Raw genomic sequence first — 12,284 nt, 5'->3', positions numbered from 1 at the left:
GGGTAATGCGGCGCCGTTCTGAGGCCTAGAACCGACGAGTGCTCAGTTGCGACGAAAGCGACACCCTTGCTTATAGCGCGCGGGCTCGGGCGCAATGATGCAGGTCACTTCGCGCCCTCCCCATCTCTGTTTGGCGCCTAATCTCGAGAAAACGCCTTGCCCGTGAAGTCCACAGTAAGCAGATTGCCGTCAAGCTGGCCCATGCCAGGCGCGTTTAAAGGCATGCCAGGCGCCGATACCCCCTTTACTGACGCGTCGGCGATCAACTTTTTGACGGCGTTAGCCGGCACATGCCCCTCGATAACTTGGCCGGTGGCCTCGATCACACCCGTGTGACATGAGCCAAGCTGCGACGGCACCCCGAGTTTTTGCTTCACCGAAGCCATGTCGGTCGTCTTAATCGCCGTAACGTCAAAGCCGGACTCGCGCATGTGCTCGACCCAGCCCGAGCAGCAGCCACAATTGGGGTCTTGGTATACGGTAACGGCCGTACCGGCAGCATGTGCAAAGGATGATGCGGTAGCTAAGGCAGCCGCTGCTAGCCATAATTTCATAAAAACTTGCTCCAGGGAAAACGTAAAACTTAAACTTCTGACAATACAAATAAGACTGCACTCAGTTGCATCAGTTCTGTCGTTGCAAAGTAACTTCCTTTTGCGCCGCTAAAACTTTGGGCGGCCAGCTGCTTTTGATATAAGACAGTACCGCACTGATCTCTTGGTCGCTAAGGACGTGGCGGTACGCCGGCATGTCGCTCACATACCCCGGAGGCGCCGTCCGCCCTGGTACCAAACCGTTCTTGACCATATCCACCAGCATTGCATCGGGATGGTGCCAAGTGTGCCCGGTCTTGTCGTGGGGCGGTGCAGGAAGCCTGCCATTAGGCATGCGCTCACGCCAGTTCGGCTGACCTTGTAGTGATTCACCGTGGCACGCCGCGCAATTATTGGCGTAAATCGCCTTGCCCTGCATCACCAGCGCCTGGTCCGCAGGATCGATGAACGTCGGGCCAGATTGCCGCGTCGTGCTGTAAAGCATGGCGGCGGCAGCAATGATGGCGACGCCGACCCACCCAAAGACCAATTTTTTGCGTGACATATCTTTGTAATAACTCAGCTGACCTTTACCTTGCCAACCATCCCGGCCTCCATATGGCCCGGAATCAGGCAGGCGAAATCGACGGTGCCAGCCTGGTCGAACTGCCACACCAAGCCGCCAATCTTGCCTGGTGCCAAGGTGATCATATTCGGTTCCGCATGCTGCATCCCTGGCATTTTTTGCATTTCTGCAGCATGGGCCTTCAAATCGGCAATCGATCCGATCACCATTTCGTGAGGGATTTTCCCCTTATTCTTGATAAAGAAGCGCACGGTCTCGCCGGCACGAACCTGGATCTCGCTCGGCGTAAATCGCATGATGTCGTCCATCGTGAGTTCTATCGTGCGTGTCACTTTAGCGGGGTCGCCAGGCGTACCAGTTGGCAGCGACGCGCTAGACATCGTCGACATGTCATGGCCCGCCATACCATGCGCCGAGCCATGGCCACCCGCATGGTTTCCTGCAGCCAATGCGAGAGCCGGCAACACGGCCAAAGCCAGAACAGAAAGGGTCTTTTTCACGTGAGTAATCTCTTAAAAATTGTTCAGGTAGACAGTCGTTTCACGCTGCCATTAGAAAAAGGGAAAAGGCACAACAGAACCGAAAACTCAAACTGGCCATAAAACGGTTTTTCTGCTTGAATTCACTCGCTACCTGTTCGTAATCTGCGATTCTTCCAACTTTAGCGGACCACTGGATTCCTATGTAAGCAATAACTGATGTGCGACTTTCTAGAGCCAGACCAGCGCCGATTCGGCCAGTTCGCGCTCCTCGTCAACGGCTACGCTCCATATGCCCGGCCCTGTACGAGCGTCGATGCGGGTCGCCCCGGCATTGTTCAGGTCAGTATCCAGGGCGAGACCCAACCACTCTAGACGCGCGACGATCTGCGCCCGCACAAGCGCCGCGCGATGGCCTATGCCGCCGGAAAACACGAGATGGTTGAGTCCGTTAATCCCGGTCGCCATGGCGGCAATCGACTGCGCGATGCGTACTGTGAACAACTCCACAGCAAGCTGTGCTGACGGTTCGGAGTCGGGAAGTAGCACGCGCATGTCCCCATGTCCTGCAATCCCCGCCAAGCCTCCAGCGTGGAACAGCCGCCGCTCTGTTGCGTTTACATCCCCTCCATTCTGGCGGAGCATATACAGTAAGACGCCGGGATCGAGATCTCCCGAGCGCGTTGGACCTGGCACACCGCCCAATGGCGTAAGGGACATCGTGGTGTCACGACTTACGCCGTCCTTTACGGCACAGACGCTGCACCCGCCACCCAGGTGTGCGAATACAGCAGGACCGTGCAGGATGGTAGCATCCTGGGCGACCACCTCCCGTAAGGCGGACGCGAAGGCAAGACCGTGGAAGCCGTAGCGGCGCACACCGAGCGCGTCCCAATCTGTGGGAATCGGCAGACGTCGGCTCCACGGGGCAAGTGAAGCGTGGAAGCTTGTATCAAACGCCACGCCATGCCGAGACTGCGGCCAGCGCCGGCCCGCGGCACGAGCAACGGTAAGCGCTGCGGGCTGGTGCAACGGCGCCAGTGGCGCCAACGCCTCGAGCTCGGCCGAGATAGCTGCGTCCAGTTCGTGGCCGCCACATAGGTTACCTCCATGTACGATTCGGTGCACCACCACGTCTGGGCGTTGAGCTGGCTCGGGCAACGCCTCGAGGAGCAATGTTAGAAGTTCCTGTGGCTCGGCACCAGCTTGGATTTCAGCACGGGAGCACTCAAGTAGTCGTGGCTGTGCGTTCAAGTCAGAGTATTCAAGCGCATACGTTGCGCCTTTCAACGTGGTGGAGCCCACATTTAAAGCGAGTAAATTAAGGCCAGTCACAGAACCCTCGATTGATCGGTGAGTGTGAGTGCTGTGGGCGCACGGGCCCGCGAAAGCACGCGATCAAAGCGCTGACACTGGTATGGGTTGCAGGAGTGTTGCAGGCTCGCCCGTGCCACTAACGGCCGCAAGCTCGTCTTCAGTCAGTAGACTCGCTCGCTCCATGCCCAACACACGCGCGGCCGCCTCCACGACGTGCGCCCAGGTGCTTCGATTCGCAAAGAGGAGCCCCGGCACGTCCAACGTTCCGCCACGGTTGATAAAGCCTAGCGCCACAGTGGTCGCCGGGCCCGTGTCCACCCTTCGTAACGCGCCCAAAAACGGCTCCGGACGCGTATGGGTCAGGAACACTCGCGGCCGTTCTGTCGGAAAGAGGGTTCGCACCTGCGTCTCGGCGTGCGTGTATCGCGCCTCGTCTGAATCTCGGGGCTCTCGGAAGCGACCCGGCTCGGCTAAATAGACGACAGCTGCTGACAAATCCCGCTCGGTCAGGCGGGCGTGCGCACGGAGGACTTCCTGTAGCTGGTAGGCACCTGTAGCGACAAGTAAGATGGCCGCCGTCGTTGGATCGCCCGTTAGGCACACGGCACCGATCCCCGCAAGCTCTTGCGCTTGGTCCGGCGTCAGCATATGGGGTACTGGGCGCTTAGGCACGACGAGTGCAGTGATAGTGCCGCGCTGCATATAGGCGCGGGCCAAGGCAGCTGCAGCTCCGTTGGCGTCCGGAGGGAACACCACCCGCGCAGTGTCGACCATTTCACCAAGCATCGCCTCGACCATGGTCGGATCCTGATGTGATTGCTCGTTCTTGGCATTCTCCCAGGTGTGAGAGGTCAGGACCAGAGGGATGCCCAGCCACCCGGGCGGGCGTCCGGCGTGCGCTTGGTGCCGCGCAAAGATCAGCTCTTGGCGCACCGCGCCGAGCATCTTCGGCGCAAAGGCCTCGTAGGTGACTACCAAGTTCAAGCCGCCCTTGTTACCGAGCGCCGCACATACGACGGCCTCCTCATTGAGCGCGGTGATGACCGCGCCGGTTGTGGATTCTGCAACGCCGGGCTCAGGAATCTGCACCCGATGCTTTAGCACATCCAGCGTGCGGTCAAGCTTATTGCTGCGCAACTCATCGGGATTGCCGACTCGCACGCGTAAATCGGGATTCGCTTGAGTGATCGCCACAAACAGCTCGTCCAGAGCAGCCATCGGCGAACTCGTTCCCCCAACTGCGCGATCTGCTATCACCGGCACACGGGGCCGCTCCACCTGCCGATCCGCGAGCGCGTGATCCCGCTCACGTGACCGCTGATGGGTGTGGTGATTGTTTAGTGCCGAGATCGCTCGGTCCAATTCCGGTGCTGAAACGAACAGTGCAGCGACGCCTTCGTTGAATAGCGCGCGCGCCCCGCCATCGTGAGCCGGATTGCCGGCCAGCGGCAGATTGTGCGAGGCGTTGGTCCCTGCCCCTGGAAATCCGTAGCCCTTGATGGTTTCCGCGATGCCATAGGGCAGGCGCACCTCACCGCTGGACGAATCACCGTGAGCTTGCAGCCTTGCCTCCATGATATGGATGCCCCACGCGATACTGGCCGGATCGCGCCCATCGAGAGCAACCGGATCGAACCCATTCAGGCGTAAGTAATGGTTGAGCCAGCGCTCACCACCTTGTTGAACGATCTGGGTGCGTTGTTCGATCCGCCTTCCATTGAGGATGATGATTGGACTGACTAAGCCGCTGTCCTCAGCGCGCCACCAGCGCGGCGCCCAGTCACTTCCCCGTTGCTCTTCAAAGGCCCCATCGCTAAGAAACGCGACCAGACGTTCGCCTTTGAGTGGTGCATGCACGTATTGCAGCTCGGCGAAACCGAGATAGCCACCTTCCATCACACCCCCCGCAGTGTGCGCATTGACATGCGAACCGAGCGGCGAGGCGGGCGTCCCATCGGGGTTAAGCGTGTAGGCGTAGAAGTCGCTGACGAAGCGACTCAAGCCCGCGTCGGAACGGTCGTAGCGTGCCGCATGGGCTTCAGTCATGTTGCCGACCAGCACGTTGAGTGCATCGATCGCGGCAACGCAGTGCCCTTGTCCCATCATCCAGGCGCGGGTCACCCCGTCCAGCGCGTCCATCAGGAGGTACCCCGTGTACGCGGGCACCATGTTGAGTGAGCCGCCGGTATGACCTTCTGGTGTGGGTTTGAATTCGGCCGCGTCGAGCGCCGCGCCGTCGGTACGCACGCGGCGACCGTACGTCATGTGCGCGACCAGCCACATGCCGGCGCTCGTAAGACGGTCGGCCGCGGCGAGCTGCCGCCAGGCAGTGGCTGCATCCGGCGTGCGGCTACGGGCGACAAGCTCGTCCACCATCTGGCGCACCCGTATCTGAGTAAGCGGATCGTGGCGAATTACGCCATAGCCGGCAGCCCAGTGCGCAAACTCGGGGTCGGCCCGTCTATGAGCAGCTGCCAGTTCTACGATGCGCTGGCGTTCGGAGGCTGCCAGTTGATCGGAGGTACAACAGGTGAGATGCTGGTTCATGTATCCTCCCAGGAAACCGATGAAGAAGTCATTAGCGCCGAGGCGGCCGCCGCAAGGTCGGATCCAACCGAGATCGCGTTGGATGGATGGGCGATAGTGTCGGTGCTGGCAGTGTGTTTAAGTCCGGCGTCCTGCAGACGTTCATAGGCGTTGCCGGCAAAGACGGGATGGATAGTGACTAGCACCGCTTCGCGTAACGCAAGGCGCTGTAAGTGCGTCACCGTCTCCAGAATCGTGTGACCCGATGAGACGATATCGTCAACCAGTACGGGGATGCGCCCTGCTACTGCTGAAGGATCCGGCAGGCTGACGCGAACGTCGTAATCACCATGCCGCTCCTTGTTTAGCACTTGATAGGGCAACTGCGCCTCTTGGGCAATGCGTGATACCCATTGCTCACTTTCACTATCAGGACCAATCAGTATAGCCTCGGGGATCGCCTGAGCGATCCAGCGCGACACGGCTGGCGTCGCCGAAACGTGAGCGACGGGAATACGATACAACGACTGCAGTTGCCGGATCCGGTGCAGGTGAGGATCCACGGTCACCAACCAATCAAAGGCCTCTTCCAGAAATCGAGCAAAGAGCGGCACACTGACCGCTTCGCCGCCGTGAAAGCGGGTGTCCTGGCGCATATAGGCCAGGTACGGCGCAATCAATCCGACCGAGCGTGCGCCAAACTCACGGGCAGTGTGGGCCGCAAACAGCAACGGCAAAGCCAGTGGATCTGGGTTGCGCAGCGTGGCCAAAATCGCCACATCCGCCCCTTCGAGGTCATCGTCTAACGTGACGAGCGACTCACCGTCGGGAAAGTGCCGCCAAGCTATTGGCGCCACGCGCGCTTGGAGATGTGTAGCGATGGTAGCAGCCAAGGTAGCGTCAGCGGGAAAAGGCATCAAAACTCGGGTCATGCGCCCTCCGTAGAAATTGAGAATGGCTGATTGATCCTAGCGTACTCCAGAGCATAGGCAAGCTCACCGCGCGATTGCGCGTGCACGGTAAAAAGGGGCTGGCCGTGCTGCACCGTATTGCCGACCCGCAACGCCGTTTCCAAACCGGCGGCGGGCGAAGTCGGCGCCCCGGCCAGCTTCGCAATACGTGCAAGGCGTCGATTGTCGATCGCTGTAATGCGCCCCTCCAAGGGGGCGGCGACATCGGCGGTTAATGCCGCCTGTGGAGGCTCTCGAAATCCACCTTGAGCCTCGCAGATGGCAAGGAACTTTGCCAGCGCTTGCCGGGAGTGCAATACCGCGCGCGCACGTTGGATCCCGGTGCCTGAGGCGCTTCCAGGGGCCAACTCGAGTAAGGCACCCGCCAAGGCAATCGCTCGCTCTTTGAGGTCGGCCGGCGCGTCGGCGTCATTGTTTAGGACTTTGAGAACATCCCGTGCCTCAAGAGCTGGCCCGATTCCCACACCCACCGGCTGTGTACCATCGGAGCGATAGATGCCCAACTGCAGGCCGACCGCCTCAGCCGTGTGGCGCAGGCGTGCAGCTAGGCTGTCCGCTGAACTGTCGCTGCGGACCTTGGCGGTGGGCCCGACCGGCATGTCGATCAGCACATGCGTGGATCCGGCGGCGACCTTCTTGGACAGCACACTGGCGACCAATTGCCCGTCACTGTCGAAATCCAGCGGCCGTTGAATACGAATGAGAACATCGTCCGCAGGACTTAGGCGAACGTTCCCGCCCCAGACGATGCAACCTCCCTCGCGCTCGACCACGCGGCGCATCGCCGGTATGTCCAGCGAGACCGGCGCCATGACTTCCATCGTATCGGCCGTACCCGCCGGGGAGGTGATCGCCCGAGAGGACGTTTTAGGGATGAGATAGCCCAGCGCTGCAATAATAGCCACCACAATCGGTGTCGTGCGATTGCCGGGCAGCCCACCGACGCAGTGCTTGTCCAACACAGTGCCCTCCCCCCAGTCTAATCGCTGCCCGACGGAGATCATTGCGCGGGTTAGCCCGGTGGTTTCTCCATGGTCGAGGCGTTCACCGGCACTAGCTGAGACGAAGGCCGCCAACTCTAGATCAGAGAGACGACTTTCTACCACATCCTCTACCAGCGTGAGGTATTGTGCATCGTCCAGACGCGCCCCGAAGACCTTGGCACGCAACGCTCCAGCCGAAGCGGCAGGCGCAGGGTGTCGAACGGTTGCCCGCGCGTCGACGTCCGGCTCTAGGATGTTCCAAGCAGCCTCAGACAATGCCACTTCATCAAGGGCAATCTGCTCGTTCACCACCACATTTAATGTTGCGGTCAAGAACCGGTCGCCCACCTGTATCCGAACTCGGGTCATGGCAACAAAGCCTTCAGAGCGGCACACTTCGCAATCGCGGTGCATATACGCGATCGGCTGTTGATAGGTATCAATACCGGCACGGGTAACTCGCAAGGATGTATGGCTTGACGCAGATACAGTCATCGCGCTGCCTCCAGCTCCACGCGTTCCAGGTGTTCCGGCACACGCGCTTGCCAGCCTAGTTCTCGCTGAATGCTGATCCGCAGCGTGTCGGCAGCATCCGGTTCGCCATGGGTGACGTACACCATGTGCGGTGCCGAAGGCGCAGTCCGCATCCAGTCCAGCAGTTCGGTGGCGTCGGCATGGCCAGAAAATCCCTGCAGCTGCACCACTTCGGCGCGAATAGGAACGTCGCGACCGAACATACGCAGTGTGCGGACGCCCGCGGCAAGTGCGGCGCCTCGCGTGCCGCCTGCCTGATAACCCGACAGCAGGATCGCGTTTCGGTAATCAGATCCGAAGGCCTCGATATGGTGCAGCACGCGACCACCGGTGGCCATGCCGCTGGCCGAGATAATAATCATCGGCACACGGCGTCGGTCAAGCGCTTTCGATTCGTCGACGCTGTTGACGAAAGTCGCCAGCTCGTACATGCGCTGGCAGTCCTCGTCGGATACGTGGTGTTCGGCGTGATGCGCGTGGTAGTGTCGGGTCGCATTCACTGCCATTGGGCTGTCAAGGTAGACCGGCAACGATGGGATCTCGCCCCGCTGCCGCAGCCGCGCCAAGTGAAGCATCAGCGCCTGCGCGCGACCCACAGCAAAGGCAGGTATGACAATTACCCCCCGCGGGCAGCCACTCGACGCACGATAGGCCCAAGCTCCGCTTCCTGATCCACGTTTACATGTGCTCGATTGCCATACGTGGATTCGCAGACCAATACGTCACAGCCGGGAAGCGGTGAGGGGGGATTCATGAGCGATTCGTGTTGCCGCCCTAAGTCACCGCTAAAGTGCAGGCGTCGGCCTTGCACATCCAGGCTGATATGGGCGGCGCCCAGAATGTGGCCAGCTGGGTGGAATCGGGCCTGGATGCCGGGTGCGACCTCGATATCGAGCTCGTAGGCGTGTCCTTGCAGCTGGCGCAGGCTTTGCCTCGCGTCGCGCTCGGTATAGAGCGGGAGGGGCTCCTTGTGCTTGGAAAAGCCTTTGCGCGCCGCGTATTGCGCCGCCTCTTCGAGCAAGTGCCCGCTGTCCGGGAGTAATAGACCGCACAGGGCTACAGTCGCATTGGTGCAGTGGATACGGCCACGAAAACCTTGTTTAACCAGTGCAGGCACGTATCCCGAATGGTCCAAGTGAGCATGGGTAAGTACTAGGGCGTCGATTGATGTGGGGTCGACGGGAAACGGTGCCCAGTTGCGATCACGCAACTGCTTGTAGCCTTGGAACAGACCACAGTCCACGAGCACGCGGCGCCCATTGGCTTCCACAAGATACCGGGAACCAGTCACAGTACCTGCTGCGCCTAGAAACTGCAGAGTAGGTCCAATATTGTTATTCATGAGTGCTCCGATCAGGGGCGAGCGGCGAGCCCGCAGCGTTGAGAGATGAGGAAGAGGATGTTGCGGCGGCACTACGCGGAGCCAGCCGGACCCGCCGTAGCAGCAGCGCGTTGAGAGCCACGATGACTGAACTACCCGACATCGAAAGAGCAGCAACCTCGGGTGACAGCGTAAAGGGGTACAGCACGCCGGCTGCCAACGGAAAGGCGAACACGTTGTAGCCGACCGCCCAGGCCAGGTTCTGGTGCATCTTACGCAGCGTCGCTCGGGCTACGGTAATCGCTCGGACAACGTCGTGCGGATCGCTGCGCATCAGGACGATGTCCGCGCTGTCGATAGCCACGTCCGTACCGGCGCCGATTGCAAAGCCGACGTCGGCCTGCGTAAGTGCCGGGGCGTCGTTGATGCCGTCGCCGACCATGCCGACCTTGAGACCCTGCGCTTGCAGCTTTTTGACTTCGTCGGCCTTGCCCCCAGGCAACACATCAGCCAGCACGATATCGATCCCGAGATCTCGAGCCACGCGCTCGGCGGTCGGCCGGTTGTCGCCAGTGATCATGGCGACCTTTATGCTGCGCCGGTGCAGCTCATCGATTGCCGCGCGCGAGGTCTCACGGATCGCGTCAGCAATTGCAATAAGGCCTACGAGCTGACCACCGACAGCGGTAAAGATTACCGTGCGACCTGCGCCGGTTAGACGCTGCGCGTCGACTTCCAAGACGCGAAGGTCGATACCATGTTCCACCATGAGCAGGCGGTTGCCAAGCAACACCTGCACCTCGTCGACCATGCCCATGGCGCCTTGCCCATCGATGTTGGTGAAGGCCACAGCACGTTCTGATATCGGACCGGCACGCTTGAGGATGGCCTGTGCCAGGGGATGCTCGGAGTGCGCTTCCACAGCAGCGGCGACCGCAAGCAGCCGTTCCTGCGTCCAATCCGCCGCGATGGCCATCTCGACGACTTCCGGCGCGCCCACGGTCAAAGTGCCGGTCTTGTCGAAAATCACGACGTCCAGCCGGGCGCTCTTTTCGATGGATTCCGCATGCTTAAAAAGGATGCCGTGGCGGGCACCTAACCCCGTCCCAATCATAATCGCCATGGGTGTCGCCAATCCAAGAGCGTCCGGACAAGCAATTACAAAAACCGTAATCGTGAGCGTGAGAGCAAAGAGCAACGGCTGGCCCAACCACCAGAACCACACGGCGAACGTCCCCAAGCCGATCACGATGGCTGCAAGCACGAGCCATTGCGAGGCGCGGTCGGCGAGCAACTGGGCGGGCGCCTTGGAATTCTGTGCGTCCTGCACAAGTTTGATGATCTGTGCGAGCGCGGTGTCACTGCCGATTTTGGTGGCGCTGTAGGTAAACGCGCCACTCTTGTTGATCGACCCAGCGACCACGAGTGCGCCTGGATCCTTGCGCACAGGCATGGATTCTCCGGTCAGCATCGACTCATCGACCTGGGAGCTGCCTTCCGTCACAACCCCGTCAACAGGGACTTTTGCACCCGGGCGCACGACCACTAGGTCACCGATCAACACCTCCGCGGTCGCCATCTCAATCTCTTGACCGCTGCGTCGCACGACGGCGCGCGGCGGTGAGAGCTTCAGCAGGGCCTTCATCGCATCCGAAGCACCGGCGCGGGCCCGCATCTCGAGCCAGTGACCTAGCAGGACAAAAGTGAGCAGGACGGCGGACGCCTCGAAAAAGTTGGGACCGTCGAAGAGAAACGTTGAAGCTATACTAAACCCGTAGCCGGTGCCGACGCTCAGTAGCACCAGCACCGCCATATCGAGAACGCCGCGCCGCAGCGAGCGAACCGCGGCGGCGAAGAATGGCCACCCGGGATACAGCACCGCGCCGGTCGCCAGCAGGAATAGCCAGACATTCTCTCGCAGACCGAAAGGAACGGGCGGCGGTTCCGTCATGCCCATCGGCGACCATAGGAATACCGGGATCGCAAAGGCGAGCGCGACCAGAAAGCGGCGGCGCATATCGCGGGCTGCGGCATGCAAATCGTTTCCATGGTGCATGCCGGCGTGCGCGTCATGGGCCTCCGCATGCGCGCTGTGCGGCTGCTTACGCCCAACTTCTGGCGTCGGCTCGGCATCTTGCCCCACCGCCTCACAATCGAATCCGCATTTCCTGATCGCGGCGGCGACCGCCCCGGTCGAGAGACTAGTAGGATCGAAGGACACTTGCAGGCTCGCATTGGCGTAGTTGGCGGATACTGCGGTGACGCCTGGTACGGCCGCGATTACTTTCTCTAGGGTGCGCGCGCATCCGGCGCTCACCATGCCGCCAATAGGCCAAGTGCGCGTCCTCGCAGCTGTTTTATGGACAGGCATCAAAGTTCCCCTTCGTGTGAATCATGAGCTCGCCGGCGTCGAGGCAGGAATGCGGGCACCTCGCGCATGTAGCGGGCGTAATCGTCGCCAAAACGAGCCAAACTGTCGCGCTCCTCACGCCGAGCCAACCGCGCATAGGCCCACAGCAGCACGGGGTAGAAGATAATCGTGATCAACGTCGGCCACTGTAGTAAGAATCCAGTCAGCACTAGGGCAAATGCCACGTATTGCGGATGGCGGATGCGTGCGTAGATGCCCTCCCGCGCGACCCGACCCTCGCGCTGTGCCTGGTACAAGATCGGCCAGGCAGACGCCAGCAGCCAGAACCCACCGCCCATCAGCACGAAACTCGCCAAATGAAACGGCCCAAAATGCGGGTTGGCGCGCCATCCGAACCACATTTCAAGCAAGTGCCCTGCGTCATGGCTGAGCCAGTCTACTTGTGGATAGGTCGCGCTCAGCCAGCCGGACAGCAGGTAAAGCGTGAGCGGAAACCCGTACATCTCAGCAAACAACGCCACGACAAACGCCGAGAACATCCCAAACCCCCGCCAATCCCATCGGGTCAACGGCTTATAAAAGCTCCAAGCGAAGAAGATAAAGAATGCTGCGTTAATGGCGGCAAGGAGCCATAGGCCATATTCGCCTTGAGATTCATGCATG

9 protein-coding genes and 1 pseudogene are annotated in these 12,284 nt (G+C 60.6%); all 10 read right to left on the bottom strand.

The window, feature by feature from the left end; genetic code table 11:
- Window positions 1-137 precede the first annotated feature (137 nt).
- Window positions 138-554, bottom strand: a complete 417-nt coding sequence (locus CKA81_RS04590; RefSeq protein WP_102071075.1) for a DUF411 domain-containing protein — start codon at window positions 552-554, stop codon at window positions 138-140.
- 70 nt (window positions 555-624) lie between these two features.
- Complete coding sequence (locus tag CKA81_RS04585) at window positions 625-1,098, bottom strand: c-type cytochrome (protein ID WP_128354241.1); 474 nt, start codon at window positions 1,096-1,098, stop codon at window positions 625-627.
- A 14-nt stretch (window positions 1,099-1,112) separates the two neighbouring features.
- The gene (locus CKA81_RS04580; protein ID WP_102071073.1) at window positions 1,113-1,619 is read right to left on the bottom strand and encodes a cupredoxin domain-containing protein; all 507 of its coding nucleotides are present in this window, start codon (window positions 1,617-1,619) and stop codon (window positions 1,113-1,115) included.
- Between the two features lie 210 nt (window positions 1,620-1,829).
- On the bottom strand, window positions 1,830-2,726 hold the full coding sequence (locus CKA81_RS04570; RefSeq protein WP_237183405.1) for a hypothetical protein: 897 nt from the start codon (window positions 2,724-2,726) through the stop codon (window positions 1,830-1,832).
- A gap of 270 nt (window positions 2,727-2,996) precedes the next feature.
- Window positions 2,997-5,462: a phosphoketolase family protein gene (locus tag CKA81_RS04565; RefSeq protein WP_102071071.1), complete on the bottom strand. Its 2,466-nt coding sequence runs from the start codon at window positions 5,460-5,462 to the stop codon at window positions 2,997-2,999.
- Window positions 5,459-6,373, bottom strand: coding sequence for a ribose-phosphate diphosphokinase (locus CKA81_RS04560; RefSeq protein WP_128354240.1), 915 nt, complete (start codon window positions 6,371-6,373; stop codon window positions 5,459-5,461). The genes CKA81_RS04565 and CKA81_RS04560 overlap by 4 nt, the downstream gene beginning before the upstream one ends.
- Window positions 6,370-7,890 carry a thymidine phosphorylase family protein gene (locus CKA81_RS04555; RefSeq protein WP_102071069.1) on the bottom strand — a complete coding sequence of 507 codons (1,521 nt, stop codon included), beginning with the start codon at window positions 7,888-7,890 and terminating at the stop codon, window positions 6,370-6,372. The genes CKA81_RS04560 and CKA81_RS04555 overlap by 4 nt, the downstream gene beginning before the upstream one ends.
- Window positions 7,887-9,271, bottom strand: a pseudogene (locus CKA81_RS04550) (MBL fold metallo-hydrolase RNA specificity domain-containing protein). The gene CKA81_RS04555 and the pseudogene CKA81_RS04550 overlap by 4 nt, the downstream one beginning before the upstream one ends.
- Window positions 9,264-11,621: a heavy metal translocating P-type ATPase gene (locus tag CKA81_RS04545; RefSeq protein WP_128354239.1), complete on the bottom strand. Its 2,358-nt coding sequence runs from the start codon at window positions 11,619-11,621 to the stop codon at window positions 9,264-9,266. The pseudogene CKA81_RS04550 and the gene CKA81_RS04545 overlap by 8 nt, the downstream one beginning before the upstream one ends.
- Window positions 11,621-12,283: a methyltransferase family protein gene (locus CKA81_RS04540; RefSeq protein WP_102071066.1), complete on the bottom strand. Its 663-nt coding sequence runs from the start codon at window positions 12,281-12,283 to the stop codon at window positions 11,621-11,623. The genes CKA81_RS04545 and CKA81_RS04540 overlap by 1 nt, the downstream gene beginning before the upstream one ends.
- Between the last annotated feature and the right edge of the window lies 1 nt (window position 12,284).

It is taken from the genome of Pollutimonas thiosulfatoxidans (assembly GCF_004022565.1).
In the GTDB taxonomy this organism is placed as follows: Bacteria; Pseudomonadota; Gammaproteobacteria; order Burkholderiales; family Burkholderiaceae_B; genus Pusillimonas_D; species Pusillimonas_D thiosulfatoxidans.
This window is presented reverse-complemented; position numbering and strand designations above follow the sequence as displayed.